The sequence below is a fragment of the Capillimicrobium parvum genome, assembly GCF_021172045.1.
Lineage (GTDB): Bacteria > Actinomycetota > Thermoleophilia > Solirubrobacterales > Solirubrobacteraceae > Capillimicrobium > Capillimicrobium parvum.
Genome location: NZ_CP087164.1, coordinates 4,797,936 through 4,817,903, shown reverse-complemented (window position 1 = coordinate 4,817,903; position 19,968 = coordinate 4,797,936). Strand labels below are relative to the sequence as shown.

Genomic DNA, 19,968 nt, shown 5'->3' with positions numbered 1-19,968 from the left:
ATCCAAACCGCAGAAGCCGATGGCAGGGGTGTACATCGGATCCGCGAGTTTGAGCGGCCCCAGACGTTCCCACTCTCTGCATGACCCTTCACTTCGGAATCCTCTTCGCGCTCCTCTGCGCCTTTGCCACCAACCTGGCGTTCCTCTACAAGCATCGCGGCGCGGCGGTCGCCGCCAAGGTCGACGTCCGGCATCCCGTCGCCTCGGCCGTGGCGCTCTTCCGCTCCCCGTGGTTCGCGATCGGCATGCTCGTCGCGTTCGGCGCGTGGGTCTTCCACGTCGCCGCTCTCGCGATGGCGCCTATGTCGGTCGTCCAGGTGGTCCTCGCCGGCGGCCTGGTGCTGCTGGCGGTCATGGCCGACCGCATGTTCGGCTTCCACCTCGGCCTGCGCCAGTGGCTGGGCCTCGGGGCGATGGCCGTCGGCCTCGCGCTGATCGCCATCACGCAGCCGGCGATGCACGGCAGCCACTCGAGCTACTCGCTCGACGCGATCACGGCGTTCGAGGGCGGTCTGCTCGCGCTCGGCGGCCTGCTGATCGCCGGCCCGCGCGTGATGGGCGCCCGCGAGGAGCATCACGGCCTGGCGCTCGGCGCCGCGGCCGGCGTCCTCTTCGGCGTCTCCGACGTCGCGATCAAGGCGATCACCGGCGTGGTCGGGATGGACGGGCTGTTCGGGATCGTGACCCCGTGGACGCTCGTCGCGGTCATCGCCTCCATCGCCGCCTTCTACGCGTCGGCCCGCGGGCTGCAGGACGGCGAGGCCGTCCCGGTCATCGCGATCACCGGCACCGCGGCGAACGTCAGCTGCATCGCCGGCGGCATCATCGTGTTCGGCGATCCGATGCCGGGCACCGCGATCGGCATCGCGATCCAGGCCTTCGCCTTCGTGCTCGTCGTGCTCGCCGCGGCGCTGACCCCCGCGCCGGTGCGCGCGGCCCGGGTCGCTCCCGCCGCCGCCTGAGCCCGCGCTGCGGCCCCGCGCCGACCCGCGCGCCGCCCCCGGCCCGCCCGTGCCGAGCGTGGAGTTTCTCAGCGCCAGACTGAGAAAGTCGACGTTCGGCGCGAGGAAGGGACGCTCAGAGCCCCGCCGCGACGAACGCGGCGGCGCGGCCCGCGGCGACCTCGACCACCGATCGGGCGCGCCGGCAGGAGCGCAGCCGCCGCGGCGGCACGTCGCGGTCTACGCGCAGCACCGCCCCGGCCGCGTCGAGCCAGACCAGGTCGAGCGCGAACCGCATGCCGAACGTGTGGACCGAGCGGCAGCGCGGGAAGTGCAGTGCCGCGGCCGGGTCCATGGACGGCAGCCAGGCCAGCCCGAGCGTCCGGCTGCGCGGCGTCCGCGCCGTGTAGACGCGCAGCCCGCCGGGCAGGACCCGGGCCGGCGGCTCGCAGAAGCGGGTCATGGTGGGCCGAGGGCTCGCCGGCTCCACGTTCGCCCCACCGGATCGGCCAACCGCCACGCCGCCGATTCGCCTTCTCGTGCACTTGGCACATGTGCCGGACCGCACTACCTTGTCCAACGAGGCACCTTCCGTACGCCAATCAGGAGAAGGGACGGAGCACATGGCCACGACGGAGCCGGTCGCGCACCACTCGATGTCGCACCAGGAGCAGGCGCGGCGCCACCTCTGGATGCACTTCAGCCGGATGGGGGCCTACGACGCCGATCACGAGATCCCCGTGATCGCGCGCGGCGAGGGCTGCCACGTGTGGGACGAGAACGGCCGGCGCTACTTCGACGGCCTGAGCGCGCTGTTCTGCGTCAACATCGGCCATGGCCGCACCGACATCGCCCAGGCCGGCGCCGACCAGGCCAAGGAGCTCGGCTTCTTCACGAACTGGTCCTACGCGCACCCTCCCGCCATCGAGCTCGCCACCCGCATCGCCGGCCTGGCCCCAGGCGACCTCAACCGGGTCTTCTTCACCAGCGGCGGCAGCGAGGCGGTCGAGTCCGCGATCAAGGTCGTCCGCCACTTCCACAAGCTCACCGGCCATCCGAACAAGACGAAGATCATCGCCCGCGAGGTCGCCTACCACGGCACGAGCCTGGGCGCGCTGACCGCGACCGGCATCACCGCGCTGCGCCAGCCCTACGAGCCGTTCACGCCGGGCGGCTGCCACGTCCCGAACACGAACCTCTACCGCCTCAAGCCCGGCTACGGCGCGGAGACGCTCGCCGAGTCCGTGCGCGAGCGCATCGAGTTCGAGGGCCCGGAGACCGTCGCCGCCGTGATCATGGAGCCGGTCCAGAACGCCGGCGGCTGCTTCACCCCGCCCGACGGCTACTGGCAGCGCGTCCGCGAGATCTGCGACGAGTACGACGTGCTCCTCATCTCCGACGAGGTCATCTGCTCCTGGGGCCGGCTCGGCGAGTGGTTCGGGGCCCAGCGCTACGGCTACCAGCCCGACATCATCACCACGGCGAAGGGCATCACCTCGGCCTACGCCGCGATGGGGGCGATGATCGTCTCCGACCGGGTCGCCGAGCCGTTCCTGGAGGGCCACGCGTCGTTCATGCACGGCTTCACGTTCGCCGGGCACCCGATGTCCTGCGCGATCGCCCTGGCGAACATCGACGCCATGGAGAGCGAGGGCGTGATCGAGAACGTCCGCGAGAACGAGACGGCGTTCGCCGACATGCTCAACGGCCTGCGCGACATCCCCATCGTCGGCGACGTGCGCGGGGCCGGCTACTTCCACGCGATCGAGCTCGTCAAGGACCGCGACACGAAGGAGTCCTTCGACGACGACGAGTCCGAGTGGCTGCTCCGCGGCTACCTCTCCGGCGAGCTGTACCGCCGCGGCCTCATCTGCCGCGCCGACGACCGTGGCGACCCGGTCATCCAGCTCTCCCCGCCGCTGATCGCCGGCCCCGCCGAGTTCGAGGAGATCGAGTCGATCCTGCGACCGACGCTGCAGGAGGCGTCCGACCAGGTCCAGCGACGCGGACGTGGCTGAGCGGAGCCCCTGATGCTCACCGTCCGCGCGCTGTGCCGGGACCTCGGGCTGGAACTGCTCGCCGGCGCGGACGCGGCGGACGCCCCCATCCGCTGGGTGCACATCTCCGAGGAGGACGACCCCACGCCGTGGCTGTCGGGCGGCGAGCTGCTGCTGTCCACCGGCAAGGGCATCGCGGGCGAGGACGCGCAGCGGGCGTTCGTCGCCCGGCTGGCCGACCACGGGCTGGCCGGGCTCGGGCTCGGGACGGGGCTGGGGATCGACACGGTCCCCGCCGCCCTGCTCGACGCCGCCGGCGAGCGGGACTTCCCGCTCTTCGAGGTGCCCTACGACATGCCGTTCATCGCGGTCACCGAGCGCGCGTTCACGACGCTCGTCAACGAGAACTACGCGGTGCTGCGGCGCTCGATCGCCGCGCAGGAGCGCCTGCAGCGGATCGTCCTCAGCGAGCGCGGCCTGGACGCGATCGCCGCGGCGCTCGCCACGCAGATCGGCGGCGCGCTGCTCGTCTTCGACGGCCGCGGCCAGCCGCTGGCTCAGCGCCGGTTCCGCCGGGACGTGCCGACCGAGGCGGTCGCGGCGCTGTCGGCCGAGCTCGCCACGCGGGCCCGGGCGGGGACGGCCGATCCGTTCGCGCCGGGCCACGGCGAGCTCGCCGGCCGCGCGCTCGCGCTGCCGGTGGCCACGTCGCCCGACCCCGGCGGCCGTCCCGCGCTGCCGCAGGCCTGGCTGGTCGCGATCAAGGACGGCGGCGGCCTCGACGAGTTCGATCGGCTGCTGCTGCACCAGGCCGTGACCGTGGTCGCGCTCGAGCTGCTGCGCCGCCGGGTCGCGGGGAGCACCGAGCGCCGGCTCGCCGGCGACGTCCTCGCCCAGCTCGCGTCCGGCGCCCTCACCGGGGGCGAGCTCGCCCGCCGGCTGGAGCCGTTCGGGCTCGGCGCGCGCGTGGCCGCCTTCGCCTTCGCGGCGGCCGTGCCCGGCGAGCGCATCGAGAACGCGCTCGACGCTGCGCTGCACGACGAGTCGGTCGCCGGCCTCGCCGCCGGCGCCGGGGACCTCGCCTGCGCGCTGGTGCCGGGCTACGCCGAGGAGGAGCTCTTCGAGCTCGCCGGCCGCATCCAGGGGCGGGTCGCGGAGCGCCTCGGCACGGTGGTGCGCGCCGCCGCCGGCCGCCCCGTCCCGGCGGGCGAGGCCCGGCGCACGTACCACGAGGCGCGCTGCGCGCTCGACGCGGGGGCGCTGGGCGCGTCGCCGGACGGCGCGGCCAACGGCAACGGCGGTGCGCGTGACGTGGCCACGGCGGCGCCGCCGCGGGTCGCCACCTACCGCGACCTCGGCTCCTTCCAACTGCTGCTCGCGCTGCAGGACACCGAGGCGCTGCGCCTCTACTGCGACTCGCTGCTCGGCCCGCTCGACAACGGCGACAGCGCCTACGGGGGCGAGCTCGTGCGCTCGCTCGAGGCCTTCATCGAGTGCAACGGGCAGTGGGAGGCCGCGGCGCGGCGACTGTACTGCCACCGGCACACCCTGCGCTACCGGATCCGGCGCATCGAGGAGCTCACGGGGCGCGACCTCGGCTCCGCCCGCGACCGCATCGAGTTCTGGCTGGCACTACGAGGAAGGGAGCTTGCGGCATGACCAGGGTCGGCGTCCCGTCGGAGGTCAAGACCGACGAATACCGGGTGGCGCTCACGCCGTCGGGTGTGCGAGAGCTGACCGATCACGGTCATGAGGTGGTGGTGCAGGCGGGGGCGGGGGTGGGGTCGGCGATCGCGGATGGTGCGTTTGTGGAGCAGGGTGCGCGGATGGTGGGGGATGCGGCGGGGGTGTTTGCGCAGGCGGATCTGATTGTGAAGGTCAAGGAGCCGTCGGCGGGTGAGGTGGCGATGTTGCGGGCTGATCAGACGGTGTTTACGTATTTGCATCTGGCGGCGGATGCGGGGTTGACGCGGGGGTTGATGGGGTCGGGGGCGACGTGTATTGCCTATGAGACGGTGGAGGATGGGCGGGGGCGGTTGCCGTTGTTGGCGCCGATGAGTGAGGTGGCGGGCAAGATCGCGACGCAGGCGGGGGCGTTCATGCTCGAGAAGCCGTTGGGGGGGCGGGGGTTGTTGTTGGGTGGGGTGCCGGGGGTGGCGGCCGGGAAGGTGATGGTCATCGGTGGTGGGGTGGTGGGTCAGAACGCGGCGGAGATCGCGATCGGGATGGGCGCGGAGACCTATGTGTATGACCGGTCGATCGATCGGTTGCGGGAGCTTGAGGTGCTCTTGAATGGGCGGTGTTCGACGTGTTTTGCGTCGACGTTGGAGATCGAGGAGCGTCTGCCCGAGGTCGATCTGGTGATCGGGGCGGTGCTGATCCATGGGGCCCGGGCGCCGCGGGTGATCACTCGCGATCAGTTGCGGTTGATGAAGCGCAACGCGGTGTTGGTCGATGTGTCGATCGATCAGGGCGGCTGTTTTGAGACGTCGCGGCCGACGACGCATTCCGAGCCGACCTATGAGGTCGACGGGATCACCCACTATTGCGTGGCCAACATGCCCGGCGCGGTGCCGATCACCAGCACCTACGCGCTGACGAACGCCACGATGCCCTACCTGGTCCGTCTCGCCGACCACGGCCTGGCCGCGCTGCACGACGACCCCGGCTTCCTCGCCGGTCTCAACGTCTACGCCGGACAGGTCACCTACGCCCCCGTCGCCGACGCGGTCGGCGTCGAGGCCGCCGATCCCGACGCACTGCTCCCCGCCTAGCAGCTAGGACACCCATCCGCAAGTTCTTCGGGTCTCGGCGGCGCTCGTACGCGTCTGACGGCGGTCGCCGACCGCACACGTACCACCAGTATGCGAGCGGCCGGCGACCGCCCCCAGCCACGCACGATCATCCACCGAGTACCTCGAAGAACTTCCGGACGGCTGCACTAGGACTTCGACACGAACGGCAGGCCGCTCAGATCGGTCCGCATGCCATCGAGGTGGGCGCGCAGCTCGTCGAGCTTCGGCGGAAGCTCCTGGACGGCGCGCTCGACCGAGGCCATGTCCTCGTCGAGCGGTTTGATGCCGTCGCGCGTGTCCTCGAGGACCTGGGCGACGCGGACGAGCGTGTCCGTCAGACCGTCGAGCTCGTTCTGCATGAGCAGGATGCGCTCGGGCGTGCCCGCGAGATCCCGTCGCATGCCGCGCAGCTCCTCCGGCAGCACCCCCAGGTCCTCGTGAAGTCCCTTGACCTCGCCGGGCATGGAGGACAGGTCGGCGCGCATGCCGCTCACCTCGCCCGGCATGGAGGACAGGTCGGCGCGCATGCCGCTCACCTCGCCCGGCATCGACGACAGGTCGGCGCGCATGCCGGTGATCTCCTCGCCCAGGTCGCCGATGTCGCCGCGCAGGCGCTCGACCTGCCCGGGCAGGGTGGACATGCTCTCGTCGAGGCTGCGGATCCGGCCGGGTACCTCGGCGAGGTCGGAGCGCATGCCGCGGATCTCGGTCCGCAGGTCGAGCATGAGCTGCGCGATCCGCGGCAGCTCGACGACGGTCCCGGCGATGCGGCTCAGCTCGTCGGCCAGGCGGACCGGGAGCCGAAGGGAGTCCAGCGGGGAGAGCATGGCCGCCCGTTACCCACGCTGGGACGGGTCCAGCGCGCGGCGGCGTGCCACATCCCGCCGCTGCTACCCTTCTCCGTCGCATGCCCACGACCTCGCAGCTGATCCGCAAGGGCCGCAAGGCCAAGCCCAAGAAGCTCGCGACCCCTGGCCTGAAGTCCGGCAAGGGGCGCAAGAAGAAGGTTGCCGCGCCTCAGCGCCGCGGCGTCTGCACGCGCGTCTACACCGTCACGCCCAAGAAGCCGAACTCCGCGCTGCGCAAGGTCGCGCGCGTCCGGATCACCGGGTCGATGGAGATCACCGCGTACATCCCGGGCGAGGGCCACAACCTGCAGGAGCACTCCGTCGTGCTCGTGCGCGGCGGCCGCGTCAAGGACCTTCCGGGCGTGCGGTACAAGGTCGTCCGCGGGACGCTCGACGCCGCCGGCGTCAGCGACCGCAAGAAGGCCCGTTCTCAGTACGGCGTCAAGAAGAAGTAGGACATGCCTCGTCGCGCAGCAGCCCAGATCCGGCCGATCGAGCCGGACCCCGTCCACCGGTCGCGCCTCGTCCAGCAGGTGATCAACAAGGTCATGCTGGACGGCAAGAAGTCGACGGCCGAGCGGATCGTCTACGACGCCCTCTCGATCATCGAGGAGCGCACCGGCAAGGACGCGATCGAGTCCCTCGAGCAGGCGATCAAGGCGCTCACCCCGGTCCTCGAGGTCCGCTCCCGCCGCGTCGGCGGCGCGACCTACCAGGTCCCCGTCGAGGTGCCGCAGCGCCGCGCCCGCACGCTCGCCGTGCGCTGGCTCGTCGAGTTCGCTCGCCAGCGCCGCGAGAAGACGATGGCGCAGCGCCTCGCCAACGAGCTCATGGACGCCATGCAGCAGCAGGGCGGCGCCTACAAGCGCAAGGACGACATCTACCGCATGGCGCAGGCCAACAAGGCCTTCGCGCACTACCGCTGGTAGCCGGCCCGCCGGGCCGGTCCTTCCGGCGCCGGGCCCGTCCGGCCGGCGCCCGCCTCACGCTCCGGCCGCCGACCTGGCGGCCGGGTCGTCGTCCTCGTCCTCGCGCCGCCACGGCGTGAGCGACAGCAGCCCGACGGCCGCCGCGCCCATCAGGCACGACGCGGCCGCCAGCTCGAGCCAGAACCCGATCCCCGCCGACGCGCGGCCGGGCTCCGACCGGATGCCGAAGTCGCCGCTGGAGCCGGTGTCCGGCAGGTCGCCGAGCGCCCAGAACAGCAGCGCGACGACGCCGATCGTCCCGAGGCCCGACAGCGCGGCGAGCACGATCCCCGCGCGCGATGACGTCGCCAGCCACGCCAGCGCCATCGCCGCCACGCCCAGGATCAGCAGCGCCAGGCCGTGCTGGTCCTCGCCCGTCTGCTCCGCGCGAACCGTCCCGCGAACGGAGATCTCCACGACTGTCGTAACCTCCACGAGGCAGAGCAGGACGCCCCCGGCGAGGCCGAGGGCGAGGACCGCCAGCGCGCCCCGGCGCCCCGGCGGGGATGCAGAGGGGTTTTTGCTATCGTCTTCTGCCGCTGCTGAGCCAAGTGCGCTCACTGCAGCGCCCACACCCGCACGGATGGTGACTTCGACCAGATAGCGACCCCGCTGCCGACCTGGACGGAGTCGTGTGCGGGCCCGCTGGGCCCGTTCTTTTTGCCCTGAATCCCGCCGTACATCGACAGACAGCCCTCTCTCATGCCCCGCAAGTTCACGCTCGAGAACACCCGCAACATCGGGATCATGGCGCACATCGACGCCGGTAAGACGACGACGACCGAGCGCATCCTTTACTACACCGGCCGGACCTACAAGATCGGCGAGGTGCACGAAGGCGCCGCGACGATGGACTGGATGGAGCAGGAGCAGGAGCGGGGGATCACGATCACCTCCGCCGCCACGACCTGCGAGTGGCAGGGTCACCGGATCAACATCATCGACACGCCCGGCCACGTCGACTTCACGGTCGAGGTCGAGCGCTCGCTGCGCGTCCTCGACGGCGCCATCGCCGTGTTCGACTCGGTCGCCGGCGTCGAGCCGCAGTCCGAGACCGTCTGGCGCCAGGCCGACAAGTACCGCGTGCCCCGCATCGCGTTCATCAACAAGATGGACCGCATCGGCGCGGACTTCGAGGGCTCCGTGCAGACGATGATCGACCGCCTGGGCGCGAACCCGGTGCCGGTCCAGCTTCCGTGGGGCGCCGAGTCCGACCTGATCGGCATCGTCGACCTGATCGGCATGAAGGCGATCCGCTACCTCGACGATCTCGGCAAGGAGCGGGAGATCGTCGACATCCCGGCGGAGCTCGCCGAGCGGGCCGAGGCCGCCCGTGAGCACCTCATCAACGAGGTGTCGAACTACGACGACGATCTCGCCGAGGCCTACCTCGAGAACGGCGACGTCGAGGCCCAGCAGCTCAAGGCCGCGATCCGCCACGCCACGCTGACGATCTCGCTGACGCCCGTGTTCTGCGGGTCGGCGTTCAAGAACAAGGGCGTGCAGCCGCTGCTGGACGCGGTCCTCGACTACCTGCCCAGCCCGCTCGACGTGCCCCCGGTGACCGGGACCATCGAGGTCAAGGGCGAGGAGCGCGAGGAGACCCGTCCCGCCGACGACTCGGCGCCGTTCTCCGCGCTGGCCTTCAAGATCATGGCCGACCCGTTCGTCGGCAAGCTCACCTACTTCCGCGTCTACTCGGGCAAGCTCGAGGCGGGCGCGCGCGTCCTCAACGTGTCGACCGGCAACACCGAGCGGATCGGGCGCATCCTCATGATGCACGCCAACGACCGCGAGGAGCTGTCCGAGGTCTACGCGGGCGACATCGCCGCCGGCGTGGGCATCAAGAAGGTCGTCACCGGCGACACGCTGGCCGCCCCCGATGCGCCGATCAAGCTCGAGACGATCACGTTCCCCGAGCCGGTCATCAAGGTCGCGGTCGAGCCGAAGACCAAGTCCGACCAGGAGAAGATGTCGGTCGCCCTGGGCCGCCTGGCCGAGGAGGACCCGACGTTCCAGGTCCAGACCAACGAGGAGACCGGCCAGACCGAGATCTCGGGCATGGGCGAGCTGCACCTCGAGGTGCTGGTCGACCGCATGAAGCGCGAGTACAAGGTCGAGGCCAACGTCGGCCGGCCGCAGGTCTCCTACCGGGAGACGATCCGCGGCACGGCGACCAAGGTCGAGGGGCGCTTCGTCAAGCAGACCGGCGGCTCGGGCCAGTTCGGCATCGTCTACATCGACATGGAGCCGGCGCCCGGCGAGGGCTTCGACTTCGTCTCGAAGATCCGCGGCGGCTCCGTCCCCATCGAGTTCATCCCGGCCGTCGAGAAGGGCTGCGAGGAGGCCATGGAGACCGGCGTGCGCGCCGGGTATCCGATGGTCGACGTCCGCGTGACCCTGACCGACGGCAAGTACCACGACACCGACTCGTCGGAGATCGCGTTCAAGATCGCCGGCTCGCTCGCCTTCAAGGAGGCGGCGCGCAGGGCCAAGCCCGTCCTGCTCGAGCCGATCTTCGCCGTCGAGGTCGTCACCCCGGAGGACTTCCTGGGCGACGTCATCGGCGACCTTTCGCGCCGGCGCGGACGCGTCGAGGGCCAGGAGCGCCGCGGCAACGCGCTCGCGGTCGCCGCCCGCGTCCCGCTCAGCGAGATGTTCGGCTACGCCACGGACGTGCGCTCGATGTCGCAGGGACGCGCCACCTACACGATGCAGTTCGACGGCTACGAAGAGGTGCCGCCGAACATCGCCGAGAAGATCGTCGGCGAGCGGTCCGGGGAACCCGTCCCGGCGTAGCGATTTCCAGTACCTTCCAGCGGTTCGAGATTTCAAGAGGAGAAAGGCACAGTGGCTAAGGAGAAGTTCGAGCGCGGCAAGCCGCACGTCAACGTCGGGACCATCGGTCACATCGACCATGGCAAGACGACCCTGACCGCGGCCATCACCAAGGTGCTCGCGGACACGTACGGCGGACAGGCCCGTTCGTTCGACGAGATCGACAACGCTCCCGAGGAGAAGGAGCGCGGCATCACGATCGCCACGTCGCACGTCGAGTACGAGACGGACAACCGCCACTACGCGCACGTGGACTGCCCGGGCCACGCCGACTACGTCAAGAACATGATCACCGGCGCCGCGCAGATGGACGGCGCGATCCTGGTGGTCTCGGCCGCGGACGGCCCCATGCCCCAGACGCGCGAGCACATCCTGCTCGCCCGCCAGGTCGGCGTGCCGTACATCGTGGTCTTCCTCAACAAGGCCGACATGGTCGACGACGAGGAGCTCCTCGAGCTCGTCGAGGTCGAGGTCCGCGAGCTCCTGTCCGAGTACGACTTCCCGGGCGACGACATCCCGTTCGTCATCGGGTCGGCGCTGAAGGCGCTCGAGGGCGACGCCGAGTACACGGCGAAGATCGTCGAGCTCGCCGAGCAGCTCGACACGTACATCCCGGAGCCCGTCCGCGAGCTCGACAAGCCGTTCCTGATGCCGGTCGAGGACGTCTTCTCGATCACCGGCCGCGGCACCGTCGCGACCGGCCGCATCGAGCAGGGCATCGTCAACACCGGCGACACGGTCGAGATCGTCGGCGTCAAGGACACGACCTCGACCGTCGTGACCGGCGTCGAGATGTTCCGCAAGATCCTCGACCAGGGCCAGGCCGGCGACAACGTCGGCTGCCTCCTGCGCGGCACCAAGCGCGAGGACATCGAGCGCGGGCAGGTGCTCTGCAAGCCGGGCTCGATCACGCCGCACACCAAGTACAAGGCCGAGGTCTACGTGCTGAAGAAGGAGGAGGGCGGCCGCCACACGCCGTTCTTCTCGGGCTACCGCCCGCAGTTCTACTTCCGCACGACCGACGTGACCGGCGTCGCCAACCTCCCGGAGGGCGTCGAGATGGTCATGCCGGGCGACAACGTCCAGATGGAGATCGAGCTCATCCAGCCGATCGCCATGGACCAGGGTCTGCGGTTCGCCATCCGCGAGGGTGGCCGCACCGTCGGCTCCGGCGTCGTCACCGAGATCATCCAGTAGGTCCGGAGACGACCACGAAAGGAATTCGCTGAGCAGGGGGGCGGTGACCCACCGCCCCCTTCTCACGAGAAGAACCAGACATGGCAACGGCAGCGCAGAACAAGATCCGCATCCGCCTGAAGGCGTACGACCACTCGGCCATCGAGACGGCGGCCAAGGAGATCGTCGACACGGCGACGCGCACCGGCGCGACCGTGTCCGGTCCCGTGCCGCTCCCCACCGAGAAGAACGTGTACGCGGTCATCCGCTCGCCGTTCAAGGACAAGGACTCGCAGGAGCACTTCGAGATCCGCACGCACAAGCGGCTCATCGACATCCACCAGCCCACCCCGAAGACCGTCGACTCCCTCCAGCGCCTGGACCAGCTCCCGGCCGGCGTCGACATCGAGATTCGACTCGCCTAGAACCACCATGCCCGCGATCCTCGCCCGCAAGCTCGGAATGACCCAGGTGTTCGCCGAAGACGGCCACGTCGAGCGCGTGACCGTCCTCGAGGCCGGCCCCTGCCCGGTCACGGCGATCCGCACGTTCGACCGCGACGGCTACGAGGCCGTCCAGCTCGCGTTCGGCGCCACGAAGGAGAAGCACCTCACCCGTGCCGAGCTGGGCCACCTCAAGAAGGCCGACGCCCCGCCGCTGCGCCACGTCCGCGAGTTCCGCGACGAGGCCGGCGAGCTGATGATCGGTGAGACCGTGACCGTGGAGGCGTTCGAGGTCGGCCAGACCGTCAAGATCGCCGGCACCTCGAAGGGCAAGGGCTTCCAGGGCACGATCAAGCGCCACAACTTCGCCAGCGGCCCGAAGAGCCACGGCTCGCACAACGTGCGTGCGCCGGGTTCGATCGGCGCGTCGGCCACGCCGTCGCGCGTGTTCAAGGGCATCCGCGGCCCGGGGCAGATGGGCAACAAACGCGTCACCCAGAAGGGCCTGACGATCGTCGACATCCGCCCGGACGACAACCTGCTGCTCGTGCGCGGCTCGGTCCCCGGACCCCGCAACGGCGTCGTGGAGGTGCGGACCGATGGCTGATGCTCCGATCCTGGGGGCGACCGAGAAGGTCGCGCTCGACGACAAGGCGTTCACCGCCGAGTTCCACGTGCCGCTCGTCCACGAGACGGTGCGCGCCGAGCAGGCCGCGCGCCGCCAGGGCACGCACTCGACCAAGACGCGCGGCGAGGTCCGCGGCGGCGGGGCCAAGCCGTGGCGCCAGAAGGGCACCGGACGCGCCCGTGCCGGCTCGAGCCGCAACCCGCTGTGGACCGGCGGCGGCACCGTCTTCGGCCCACAGCCGCGCCACTACACCTTCAAGGTCAACCGCAAGGAGCGCCGCGCCGCGCTGCGCAGCGCGCTGTCGCTGCACGCCGGGCGCGAGTCTCTGGCGGTCCTGGACCCCGCTCCGTTCCTGCAGACGCCGTCGACCAAGCAGGCCGCCGGGCTCCTGGCCGACTGGGGCCAGCCCAAGGGCGTGCTGGTGATCCTGACCGACGACGAGGCCCAGGCGGCCCTGTCGTTCCGCAACCTCGACCGGGTGTCGGTGCTCCCCGCCGACGGGGTCGGCGTGTCCGACCTCGTGCGCGCCTCCGCGGTGCTCGCGTCGCGCACCGCACTCGACCAGCTGACGGAGCGTGCCGCATGAATCCCGCCCAGGTGATCATCCGGCCGGTCGTCAGCGAGAAGAGCTACGTGCTCGCCGCGGTCGACAAGTACACCTTCCGCGTCCACCCGGACGCGCACAAGACGCAGATCCGCCAGGCCGTCGAGGACCTCTTCGACGTCAAGGTGGTCGACGTCCGCACCATGTCCGTCAAGAGCAAGCCCAAGCGCCGTGGCTACACGTCCGGCCGGACGCGCTCGTGGAAGAAGGCGATCGTCCAGATCCGCCCGGGCGACACCATCCCGATCTTCCAGGGCCTCGCGGGGCTCGAGGAGAGCTAGTCCATGCCGATTCGCAAGCCCAAGCCGACCAGCCCGGGACGTCGCTTCTCGACGTATCCCGACTTCGCGGAGATCACGAAGACCGACCCGGAGAAGTCCCTCATCGAGGGGCTGACGAAGTCCGGCGGGCGCAACAGCTACGGCCGCAAGACCTCGCGCCACCGCGGTGGCGGGGCCAAGCGCCTGTATCGCCGGATCGACTTCAAGCGCCGCAAGGACGGCGTGCCGGCCAAGGTCGCCGCGATCGAGTACGACCCGAACCGGACGGCCTACATCGCGCTGCTGCACTACGCCGACGGCGAGAAGCGCTACATCCTGGCGCCCGCGCGCCTGCAGGTCGGCGCGACGGTGATGTCCGGCGATGGCGCCGACATCGCGGTCGGCCACTGCCTGGCCCTGGCGCGCATCCCGACCGGCACCGTGGTCCACAACGTCGAGCTGCAGCCGGGCCGCGGCGGCCAGATGGCGCGCTCGGCCGGCGCCGGGGTCCAGCTGATGGCGAAGGAGCGGGGCATGGCCACGCTGCGCCTGCCGTCGGGCGAGATGCGCATGGTGGCCGACCAGTGCCGGGCGACGGTCGGGACGATCGGCAACGCCGAGCACCAGAACGTCACGATCGGCAAGGCGGGCCGCAAGCGTCACATGGGCGTGCGCCCGCAGACGCGCGGCACGGCCATGAACCCGGTGGACCATCCGCACGGCGGCGGCGAGGGCTCCACCACGCCGGGCCGTCACCCGGTCACCCCGTGGGGCGTTCCCACGCTCGGGTACCGGACCCGCAAGAAGAACAAGGCATCCGACCGCCTGATCGTGCGCGGGCGGCGGCGTGGGAAGGGCAAGCGTTAACCGATGAGCCGATCGAGCAAGAAGGGGCCGTTCGTCGAGGAGCGCCTGATGGCGCGCATCGAGGGCATGAACAGCTCCGGCAACAAGACGATGGTCAAGACCTGGTCGCGCACCTCGACGATCTTCCCGGAGATGGTCGGGCACACGATCGCCGTCCACGACGGCCGCAAGCACGTGCCGGTGTTCGTGTCGGAGTCGATGGTCGGCCACAAGCTCGGCGAGTTCGCGCCGACCCGCACCTACCGTGGCCACGCCGGCTCGGGGAAGGTGCGCTGATGGCCGAGGACGAGCGGAAGGTCGAGCAGCCCGAGGTCGACGTCGAGGCCGAGGCGCCTGTCGTCGACGAGCCCGAGGCCGCCGAGGAGGCGCCCGTCGAGGCCGTCGAGGAGGCGCCCGTCGAGGCCTTCGAGCCCGTCGCTGAGGCCGACGAGCCGGTCGCTGAGGCCGACGAGCCGGTCGCTGAGGCCGACGAGCCGGTCGCTGAGGCCGACGAGCCGGTCGCTGAGGCCGAGCCCGAGCCCGAGGCGCCCGCGGCCACCGCCACTGCCACCAAGCCCCAGCCGAAGCCCGCTCGCGCGGACGACGACGGCAGGCCGCCGGTCGTGCGCGCGCAGGCCAAGTACGTGCGGACGTCCGCCCGCAAGGCGCGGCTCGTCTGCGACCACATCCGCGGCAAGTCCGTCGACGAGGCGCGCGCGATCCTCGCGTTCACGCCGCGCGCCGTCGCCAAGGACTGGGCCAAGCTGCTGAACTCGGCGGTGGCCAACGCCGAGCACAACCACGAGCTGCTGGGCGAGGACCTCAAGGTCGAGGCCGCCTTCGCGGACGAGGGCCCGACCCTCAAGCGCTTCCAGCCGCGCGCCATGGGCCGCGCGACGCGCATCCGCAAGCGCACCAGCCACCTCACGATCACGCTGACGCCGAAGGGATAGGAAATGGGACAGAAGGTTCATCCCGAGGCGCTGCGCGTCGGCTACATCCACGATTGGAAGTCGAACTGGTTCAACGAGCGCCAGTTCGCGGACTATCTCGCCGAGGACGTCGCCATCCGGCGCCACATCGTCGGCAAGCTCTCGCACGCCGGCCTGAGCGACATCACGATCCGCAAGGACGCCAACGAGGTTGAGGTAAACATCAACACCGCGCGGCCCGGCATCGTGATCGGCAAGTCCGGCTCCGAGGTCGACGCGCTGCGCAAGGACCTGCATCGCATGACGCAGAAGTCCATCAAGGTCAACATCCTCGAGATCAAGCGTCCCGAGCTCGACGCCAAGCTCGTCGCCCAGTCGGTGGGCGAGCAGCTGCAGAACCGCGTCGCGTTCCGGCGCGCCATGAAGCGCGCGCTGACCAGCGCCATGCGCTCGGGCGCGAAGGGCTGCAAGATCCAGGTCTCCGGCCGCCTCGGCGGCGCGGAGATGGCGCGCACCGAGATGTACTCGGACGGCCGCGTCCCGCTGCACACGCTGCGCGCGGACATCGACTACGGCTTCTACGAGGCCCGCACGACGTTCGGCCGCATCGGCGTGAAGTGCTGGATCAACAAGGGCGAGATCATGCCCGAGGGCTTCACCGGCATGGACCTCACCGACATGGACGCTCCGGCGCCCCAGCAGGATCGCGACCGCCGCGACCGCCGCGACGGCCGTGACGGCCGTGGGCGCGGGCGCGGGCGCGGCGGCCAGGGCGGCGGTCCGGGCGGCGGTGGCGGCGGCGGGCGCGGTCCCGGCGGTCCGGGCGGCCGGGGCGGCCAGGGTGGCCGCGGGCGCGGCGGCCAGGGCGGCGGCGGTGGCTTCGGCGGCGGCGGCGGAGGACGCGGCGGCCAGGGCGGCGGCGGTGGCTTCGGCGGCGGCGGACGTGGCGGCCAGGGTGGCGGCGGACGTGGTCCGGGCGGCGGCGGCGGGCGTGGTCCCGGCGGCGGTGGCGGCGGCGGGCGTGGTCCCGGCGGCGGTGGCGGCGGCGGGCGTGGTCCGGGCGGTGGCGGCGGCGGGCGCGGTCCCGGCGGCGGTGGCGGCGGCCCGCAGGGGGGTGGCCGGTAGTGCTCTCCCCGAAGCGCGTCAAGCACCGCAAGCAGCACCGCGGGCGCCGAGCCGGGCTCTCGCGCGGCCAGACGACCGTGCAGTTCGGCGAGTACGGCATCAAGTCCCTTGACGCCGGCTGGCTCACGAACCGCCAGATCGAGGCCGCTCGTATCGCCATGACCCGCAAGATCAAGCGCGGCGGCAAGGTGTGGATCAACGTCTTCCCCGACAAGCCCTACACGAAGAAGCCGGCCGAGACCCGCATGGGCTCCGGCAAGGGCTCGCCCGAGGGCTGGGTCGCCGTGGTCAAGCCGGGCCGCGTCATGTTCGAGCTGGCCGGCGTGCCCGAGCCGCTGGCCCGTGAGGCCATGCGCCTCGCCGGGCACAAGCTCCCCGTGCGCACGAAGTTCGTGACCCGGGAGGACGTGTGATGGCGACTGCTGCCGAGATCCGCGAGATGGACTCCGACGAGCTCGTCGAGCACATCAAGACCGTCCGCCGCGACCTGTTCGGGCTGCGCTTCCAGCACGCCACCGGCGAGCTGGAGAACAGCGCCGGCCTGAGGAACTCCAAGCGCTCGCTCGCCCGGGCACTCACCATCGCCCACGAGCGCGGCATCGACACGAACGAGATTCGCTGATGGCTGACCAGGAACAGACCCCAGAGGAGACGGCCGAGGCGGCCGAGGCCACGCCGGCCCCGACGCTGTCCGCCAAGGAGCAGCGCGCGGCCAAGCGGCACGCCGAGGCGTCCAAGCGTCCCTCGCGCACCCCCGAGGAGCGCCAGGCCGAGCGCCTGCAGGAGCGCGCCCGCAAGGCGCGCCTGCGCCGCACGCGGCGCCTGAAAGAGCGCGAGGCGCGCAAGGCGGAGCCGAAGACCGCGCCGCCCGCCGCCGTCGAGCACGTCCACGGGCGCAAGAAGGTGCGCCAGGGCGTCGTCGTCTCCGACAAGGCCGACAAGACGATCACCGTGCGCATCGACGCGGCGCGCCGGCACCGGCGTTACGAGAAGGTCGTGCGCTCGACGTCGACGCTGCACGCCCACGACGAGGCCAACGAGGCCCACGAGGGCGACACCGTGCGCGTCGAGGAGAGCCGTCCGCTGTCGCGCACGAAGCGCTGGAAGCTCGTCGAGGTTCTGGAGCGTGCCCGATGATCCAGAACGAGTCCCGGCTCAAGGTCGCCGACAACACCGGCGCCCGCGAGATCCTCGTCATCCGCGTGAAGGGCGGCTCGCGCCGCCGCTACGCCCACGTCGGCGACGTCATCACCGCGACGGTCAAGCAGGCCACCCCGCAGGGGTCGGTCAAGAAGGGCGAGGTCGTCACCGCGGTCGTCGTGCGCACGAAGAAGGCCTTCGGCCGCAACGACGGGACGTACATCGCCTTCGACGAGAACGCCGCCGTGATCATCGACGCGCAGAACAACCCGCGCGGCACCCGCATCTTCGGGCCCGTCGCACGCGAGCTGCGCGAGCGCAACTTCATGAAGATCGTCTCGCTCGCCCCGGAGGTGCTCTGACCGATGGCCGCTAGCCTGAAGATCCGGCGCGACGACGAGGTCGTTGTGATCAGCGGCAAGGACCGCGGCAAGACCGGTCGGGTCCTTCGCGTGGAACCCAAGAAGGAGCGGGTCTACGTCGAGGGCCTGAACATCGTCAAGCGCCACCAGAAGCCGTCGGCCATGAACCCCAACGCTCAGGCCGGCGTCATCGAGCGCGAAGGTCCCATCCACGTGTCGAACGTCGCGCTGGTGGACCCGAAGGACAAGAAGCCGACGCGCGTCGGCATCAAGCGCGAGGGCGGCAAGCGCTTCCGCGTCGCCCGCCGCTCTGACACCCAGATCGACTGAGACCCATGGCCACGGCAACCACCGCACGACTGAAGGACCGCTACCGCGACGAGATCCGCCCGGCGCTGTACGAGCGCTTCGGCTACTCGTCGATCATGCAGGTCCCGAAGATCGAGAAGATCACGCTCAACATGGGCGTCGGCGAGGCCAAGCAGGACTCGAAGATGCTCGAGGCGGCCCAGGAGCAGCTCGCCACGATCGCCGGCCAGAAGCCGAGCATCCGGCGCGCCCGCAAGTCCATCGCGGCGTTCAAGCTGCGCGAGGGCATGCCGGTCGGGCTCTCGGTGACGCTGCGCAACGAGCGCGCCTACGAGTTCCTCGACCGCCTGCTGTCGGTGGCCATCCCGCGGATCCGCGACTTCCGTGGCCTGAAGCGGACCTCCTTCGACGGGCGGGGCAACTACACGATGGGCGTGCGCGAGCAGATCATCTTCCCCGAGATCGACTACGACGCCATCGACCAGGTCCGCGGCCTGGACATCACGATCACGACGTCGGCATCCACTGACGAGGAGGCGCTCGCTCTCCTCCAGGCCTTCGGCATGCCGTTCACCCGAGAGAATCAGTAGGAGCCATGGCGAAGACCTCCCAGCGCGTCCGCCAGGCGCGCCCCGCCAAGTACAAGACCCGTGAGTACACTCGGTGTCGCCGTTGCGGCCGCCCCCGCGCCGTGTATCGCAAGTTCGGTCTGTGCCGGATCTGCCTGCGCGAGCTGGCCCACGACGGCTACATCCCCGGGATGACGAAGAGCAGCTGGTAACCGCATGTCCATGACCGACCCCATCGCCGACTTCCTGACGCGGATCCGCAACGCGATCCACGCTGCGCGGGAGACGGTCGACATCCCCTCGAGCAAGCTCAAGGTGGAGATGGCGCGCATCCTGCGCGAGCAGGGCTACATCGAGGGCTACAGCATCGAGGCGCCGACCGGCGACCGGCCCGGCACGCTCATCCGGATCAGCTTGAAGTACACGGACTCCCGCCAGTCGGCGATCTCCGGGCTGCAGCGCGTGTCGCGCCCCGGGCAGCGCCAGTACGTCCCGGCGACGGACATCCCGAAGGTGCAGGGCGGCATGGGCACGACGATCGTGTCCACGTCGCGAGGCGTGATGACCGGCCACGACGCGCGGCGCGCGGGCGTGGGCGGCGAGATCGTGGCGAAGGTCTGGTAGCACGATGAGCCGCATCGGACGCAAGCCGATCCCCGTCCCGAGCGGGGTGACCGTCACCATCGACCCCGACGTCGTCCGGGTCCACGGCCCGCGTGGCGAGCTCCAGGAGCGCATCCACCGCGACATCACCGTCGCGCAGGAGGGCGAGGAGCTGCGCGTCTCGCGCCCGACCGACCGCGGCGAGCACCGCGCCCTGCACGGGCTGACGCGCTCGCTCGTGGCCAACATGGTCGAGGGCGTGACCGCCGGCTACACCAAGACGCTGGAGATCCAGGGCGTCGGCTACCGGGCGCAGCTCAAGGGCCGCGACCTGGAGATGGCGCTCGGCTACTCGCACCCCGTGCCGATCAAGGCGCCGGAGGGCATCGAGTTCGATGTCCCCACGCCGACCCGCGTCATCGTCAAGGGCATCTCCAAGCAGCTCGTGGGCGAGGTCGCGGCGAACATCCGCAAGCAGCGGCCGCCGGAGCCCTACAAGGGCAAGGGCATCCGCTACGAGGGCGAGTACGTCGCCCGGAAGGTTGGCAAGAGGGCATGAGACCCTGCGGGTCGTCATCCACGAA

General features: G+C 70.8%; 28 protein-coding genes. 25 read left to right on the top strand and 3 right to left on the bottom strand.

Going from position 1 to position 19,968, the window contains the following annotated elements:
* The first annotated feature begins 80 nt into the window (after positions 1-80).
* Complete coding sequence (locus DSM104329_RS23590; protein WP_259312305.1) at positions 81-962, top strand: hypothetical protein; 882 nt, start codon at positions 81-83, stop codon at positions 960-962.
* A 115-nt stretch (positions 963-1,077) separates the two neighbouring features.
* Here DSM104329_RS23590 and DSM104329_RS23585 read toward each other — a convergent pair whose 3' ends face one another.
* Complete coding sequence (locus DSM104329_RS23585) at positions 1,078-1,404, bottom strand: DUF192 domain-containing protein (protein ID WP_259312304.1); 327 nt, start codon at positions 1,402-1,404, stop codon at positions 1,078-1,080.
* Positions 1,405-1,564: 160 nt separating this feature from the next.
* Here DSM104329_RS23585 and DSM104329_RS23580 point away from each other — a divergent pair, with 160 nt between their 5' ends.
* From DSM104329_RS23580 to ald, 3 genes are read left to right on the top strand one after another with little or no spacing between them, the layout of a single operon-like run.
* Entirely contained in the window at positions 1,565-2,959 is a 1,395-nt protein-coding gene (locus DSM104329_RS23580; RefSeq protein ID WP_259312303.1) for an aspartate aminotransferase family protein, read from the top strand.
* A gap of 12 nt (positions 2,960-2,971) precedes the next feature.
* Entirely contained in the window at positions 2,972-4,597 is a 1,626-nt protein-coding gene (locus DSM104329_RS23575; RefSeq protein WP_259312302.1) for a PucR family transcriptional regulator, read from the top strand.
* Complete coding sequence (gene ald, locus DSM104329_RS23570) at positions 4,594-5,712, top strand: alanine dehydrogenase (RefSeq protein ID WP_259312301.1); 1,119 nt, start codon at positions 4,594-4,596, stop codon at positions 5,710-5,712. Before DSM104329_RS23575 ends, ald begins: the two co-directional genes overlap by 4 nt.
* 167 nt (positions 5,713-5,879) lie before the next feature.
* On the opposite strand, the gene DSM104329_RS23565 is transcribed toward ald, so the two are convergent.
* The gene (locus DSM104329_RS23565; protein ID WP_259312300.1) at positions 5,880-6,560 is read right to left on the bottom strand and encodes a hypothetical protein; all 681 of its coding nucleotides are present in this window, start codon (positions 6,558-6,560) and stop codon (positions 5,880-5,882) included.
* Positions 6,561-6,640: 80 nt separating this feature from the next.
* Between DSM104329_RS23565 and rpsL the strand changes: the two genes are divergently transcribed.
* Positions 6,641-7,036 (top strand): 30S ribosomal protein S12, encoded by a 396-nt coding sequence (gene rpsL, locus DSM104329_RS23560; protein ID WP_259312299.1) that lies wholly within the window; start codon positions 6,641-6,643, stop codon positions 7,034-7,036.
* Between the two features lie 3 nt (positions 7,037-7,039).
* Positions 7,040-7,510, top strand: coding sequence for a 30S ribosomal protein S7 (gene rpsG / locus DSM104329_RS23555; protein WP_259312298.1), 471 nt, complete (start codon positions 7,040-7,042; stop codon positions 7,508-7,510).
* 54 nt (positions 7,511-7,564) lie between these two features.
* Here rpsG and DSM104329_RS23550 read toward each other — a convergent pair whose 3' ends face one another.
* Positions 7,565-7,966 carry a hypothetical protein gene (locus DSM104329_RS23550; protein ID WP_259312297.1) on the bottom strand — a complete coding sequence of 134 codons (402 nt, stop codon included), beginning with the start codon at positions 7,964-7,966 and terminating at the stop codon, positions 7,565-7,567.
* A 285-nt stretch (positions 7,967-8,251) separates the two neighbouring features.
* Between DSM104329_RS23550 and fusA the strand changes: the two genes are divergently transcribed.
* The 19 genes from fusA to rplF all read left to right on the top strand — a co-directional run bounded on the left by fusA (position 8,252) and on the right by rplF (position 19,943).
* On the top strand, positions 8,252-10,348 hold the full coding sequence (fusA, locus tag DSM104329_RS23545; RefSeq protein ID WP_259312296.1) for an elongation factor G: 2,097 nt from the start codon (positions 8,252-8,254) through the stop codon (positions 10,346-10,348).
* A gap of 51 nt (positions 10,349-10,399) precedes the next feature.
* Entirely contained in the window at positions 10,400-11,584 is a 1,185-nt protein-coding gene (gene tuf / locus DSM104329_RS23540) for an elongation factor Tu (RefSeq protein WP_259312295.1), read from the top strand.
* An 80-nt stretch (positions 11,585-11,664) separates the two neighbouring features.
* Entirely contained in the window at positions 11,665-11,988 is a 324-nt protein-coding gene (gene rpsJ, locus DSM104329_RS23535; protein ID WP_259312294.1) for a 30S ribosomal protein S10, read from the top strand.
* A gap of 7 nt (positions 11,989-11,995) precedes the next feature.
* Complete coding sequence (rplC, locus tag DSM104329_RS23530) at positions 11,996-12,613, top strand: 50S ribosomal protein L3 (RefSeq protein WP_259312293.1); 618 nt, start codon at positions 11,996-11,998, stop codon at positions 12,611-12,613.
* The gene (gene rplD, locus DSM104329_RS23525; protein ID WP_259312292.1) at positions 12,606-13,220 is read left to right on the top strand and encodes a 50S ribosomal protein L4; all 615 of its coding nucleotides are present in this window, start codon (positions 12,606-12,608) and stop codon (positions 13,218-13,220) included. The genes rplC and rplD overlap by 8 nt, the downstream gene beginning before the upstream one ends.
* Positions 13,217-13,519, top strand: a complete 303-nt coding sequence (gene rplW / locus DSM104329_RS23520) for a 50S ribosomal protein L23 (RefSeq protein WP_259312291.1) — start codon at positions 13,217-13,219, stop codon at positions 13,517-13,519. Before rplD ends, rplW begins: the two co-directional genes overlap by 4 nt.
* A gap of 3 nt (positions 13,520-13,522) precedes the next feature.
* Complete coding sequence (gene rplB / locus DSM104329_RS23515) at positions 13,523-14,365, top strand: 50S ribosomal protein L2 (protein ID WP_259312290.1); 843 nt, start codon at positions 13,523-13,525, stop codon at positions 14,363-14,365.
* Between the two features lie 3 nt (positions 14,366-14,368).
* Complete coding sequence (gene rpsS / locus DSM104329_RS23510) at positions 14,369-14,641, top strand: 30S ribosomal protein S19 (RefSeq protein ID WP_259312289.1); 273 nt, start codon at positions 14,369-14,371, stop codon at positions 14,639-14,641.
* 326 nt (positions 14,642-14,967) lie between these two features.
* A complete protein-coding gene (rplV, locus tag DSM104329_RS23505; protein ID WP_259316253.1) occupies positions 14,968-15,297 on the top strand; it encodes a 50S ribosomal protein L22 in 330 nt (109 codons plus the stop codon).
* Positions 15,298-15,300: 3 nt separating this feature from the next.
* Positions 15,301-16,401: a 30S ribosomal protein S3 gene (gene rpsC, locus DSM104329_RS29215; RefSeq protein ID WP_407655857.1), complete on the top strand. Its 1,101-nt coding sequence runs from the start codon at positions 15,301-15,303 to the stop codon at positions 16,399-16,401.
* The gene (rplP, locus tag DSM104329_RS23495) at positions 16,401-16,814 is read left to right on the top strand and encodes a 50S ribosomal protein L16 (protein ID WP_259312288.1); all 414 of its coding nucleotides are present in this window, start codon (positions 16,401-16,403) and stop codon (positions 16,812-16,814) included. The genes rpsC and rplP overlap by 1 nt, the downstream gene beginning before the upstream one ends.
* Positions 16,814-17,023, top strand: coding sequence for a 50S ribosomal protein L29 (gene rpmC, locus DSM104329_RS23490; RefSeq protein ID WP_259312287.1), 210 nt, complete (start codon positions 16,814-16,816; stop codon positions 17,021-17,023). The genes rplP and rpmC overlap by 1 nt, the downstream gene beginning before the upstream one ends.
* Positions 17,023-17,538 (top strand): 30S ribosomal protein S17, encoded by a 516-nt coding sequence (gene rpsQ / locus DSM104329_RS29210; RefSeq protein WP_407655856.1) that lies wholly within the window; start codon positions 17,023-17,025, stop codon positions 17,536-17,538. The genes rpmC and rpsQ overlap by 1 nt, the downstream gene beginning before the upstream one ends.
* Positions 17,535-17,903 carry a 50S ribosomal protein L14 gene (gene rplN, locus DSM104329_RS23480; RefSeq protein WP_259312286.1) on the top strand — a complete coding sequence of 123 codons (369 nt, stop codon included), beginning with the start codon at positions 17,535-17,537 and terminating at the stop codon, positions 17,901-17,903. Before rpsQ ends, rplN begins: the two co-directional genes overlap by 4 nt.
* Positions 17,904-17,906: 3 nt before the next feature.
* Entirely contained in the window at positions 17,907-18,233 is a 327-nt protein-coding gene (gene rplX, locus DSM104329_RS23475; protein ID WP_259312285.1) for a 50S ribosomal protein L24, read from the top strand.
* A gap of 5 nt (positions 18,234-18,238) precedes the next feature.
* Positions 18,239-18,802, top strand: coding sequence for a 50S ribosomal protein L5 (gene rplE, locus DSM104329_RS23470; protein ID WP_259312284.1), 564 nt, complete (start codon positions 18,239-18,241; stop codon positions 18,800-18,802).
* A gap of 5 nt (positions 18,803-18,807) precedes the next feature.
* Positions 18,808-18,993 carry a type Z 30S ribosomal protein S14 gene (locus tag DSM104329_RS23465; protein WP_259312283.1) on the top strand — a complete coding sequence of 62 codons (186 nt, stop codon included), beginning with the start codon at positions 18,808-18,810 and terminating at the stop codon, positions 18,991-18,993.
* Positions 18,994-18,997: 4 nt separating this feature from the next.
* Positions 18,998-19,405 (top strand): 30S ribosomal protein S8, encoded by a 408-nt coding sequence (rpsH, locus tag DSM104329_RS23460; RefSeq protein WP_259312282.1) that lies wholly within the window; start codon positions 18,998-19,000, stop codon positions 19,403-19,405.
* A gap of 4 nt (positions 19,406-19,409) precedes the next feature.
* Positions 19,410-19,943: a 50S ribosomal protein L6 gene (gene rplF, locus DSM104329_RS23455; protein WP_259312281.1), complete on the top strand. Its 534-nt coding sequence runs from the start codon at positions 19,410-19,412 to the stop codon at positions 19,941-19,943.
* The last annotated feature ends 25 nt before the right edge of the window (positions 19,944-19,968 follow it).

Bases quoted from the DNA above. Each gene is read 5' to 3' on its own strand.
- DSM104329_RS23590 (WP_259312305.1), top strand. From the start codon at position 81: ATGACCCTTCACTTCGGAATCCTCTTCGCGCTCCTCTGCGCCTTTGCC.
- DSM104329_RS23585 (WP_259312304.1), bottom strand. From the start codon at position 1,404: ATGACCCGCTTCTGCGAGCCGCCGGCCCGGGTCCTGCCCGGCGGGCTG.
- DSM104329_RS23580 (WP_259312303.1), top strand. From the start codon at position 1,565: ATGGCCACGACGGAGCCGGTCGCGCACCACTCGATGTCGCACCAGGAG.
- DSM104329_RS23575 (WP_259312302.1), top strand. From the start codon at position 2,972: ATGCTCACCGTCCGCGCGCTGTGCCGGGACCTCGGGCTGGAACTGCTC.
- ald (WP_259312301.1), top strand. From the start codon at position 4,594: ATGACCAGGGTCGGCGTCCCGTCGGAGGTCAAGACCGACGAATACCGG.
- DSM104329_RS23565 (WP_259312300.1), bottom strand. From the start codon at position 6,560: ATGCTCTCCCCGCTGGACTCCCTTCGGCTCCCGGTCCGCCTGGCCGAC.
- rpsL (WP_259312299.1), top strand. From the start codon at position 6,641: ATGCCCACGACCTCGCAGCTGATCCGCAAGGGCCGCAAGGCCAAGCCC.
- rpsG (WP_259312298.1), top strand. From the start codon at position 7,040: ATGCCTCGTCGCGCAGCAGCCCAGATCCGGCCGATCGAGCCGGACCCC.
- fusA (WP_259312296.1), top strand. From the start codon at position 8,252: ATGCCCCGCAAGTTCACGCTCGAGAACACCCGCAACATCGGGATCATG.
- rpsJ (WP_259312294.1), top strand. From the start codon at position 11,665: ATGGCAACGGCAGCGCAGAACAAGATCCGCATCCGCCTGAAGGCGTAC.
- rplC (WP_259312293.1), top strand. From the start codon at position 11,996: ATGCCCGCGATCCTCGCCCGCAAGCTCGGAATGACCCAGGTGTTCGCC.
- rplD (WP_259312292.1), top strand. From the start codon at position 12,606: ATGGCTGATGCTCCGATCCTGGGGGCGACCGAGAAGGTCGCGCTCGAC.
- rplW (WP_259312291.1), top strand. From the start codon at position 13,217: ATGAATCCCGCCCAGGTGATCATCCGGCCGGTCGTCAGCGAGAAGAGC.
- rplB (WP_259312290.1), top strand. From the start codon at position 13,523: ATGCCGATTCGCAAGCCCAAGCCGACCAGCCCGGGACGTCGCTTCTCG.
- rpsS (WP_259312289.1), top strand. From the start codon at position 14,369: ATGAGCCGATCGAGCAAGAAGGGGCCGTTCGTCGAGGAGCGCCTGATG.
- rpsC (WP_407655857.1), top strand. From the start codon at position 15,301: ATGGGACAGAAGGTTCATCCCGAGGCGCTGCGCGTCGGCTACATCCAC.
- rpmC (WP_259312287.1), top strand. From the start codon at position 16,814: ATGGCGACTGCTGCCGAGATCCGCGAGATGGACTCCGACGAGCTCGTC.
- rpsQ (WP_407655856.1), top strand. From the start codon at position 17,023: ATGGCTGACCAGGAACAGACCCCAGAGGAGACGGCCGAGGCGGCCGAG.
- rplN (WP_259312286.1), top strand. From the start codon at position 17,535: ATGATCCAGAACGAGTCCCGGCTCAAGGTCGCCGACAACACCGGCGCC.
- rplX (WP_259312285.1), top strand. From the start codon at position 17,907: ATGGCCGCTAGCCTGAAGATCCGGCGCGACGACGAGGTCGTTGTGATC.
- rplE (WP_259312284.1), top strand. From the start codon at position 18,239: ATGGCCACGGCAACCACCGCACGACTGAAGGACCGCTACCGCGACGAG.
- DSM104329_RS23465 (WP_259312283.1), top strand. From the start codon at position 18,808: ATGGCGAAGACCTCCCAGCGCGTCCGCCAGGCGCGCCCCGCCAAGTAC.
- rpsH (WP_259312282.1), top strand. From the start codon at position 18,998: ATGTCCATGACCGACCCCATCGCCGACTTCCTGACGCGGATCCGCAAC.
- rplF (WP_259312281.1), top strand. From the start codon at position 19,410: ATGAGCCGCATCGGACGCAAGCCGATCCCCGTCCCGAGCGGGGTGACC.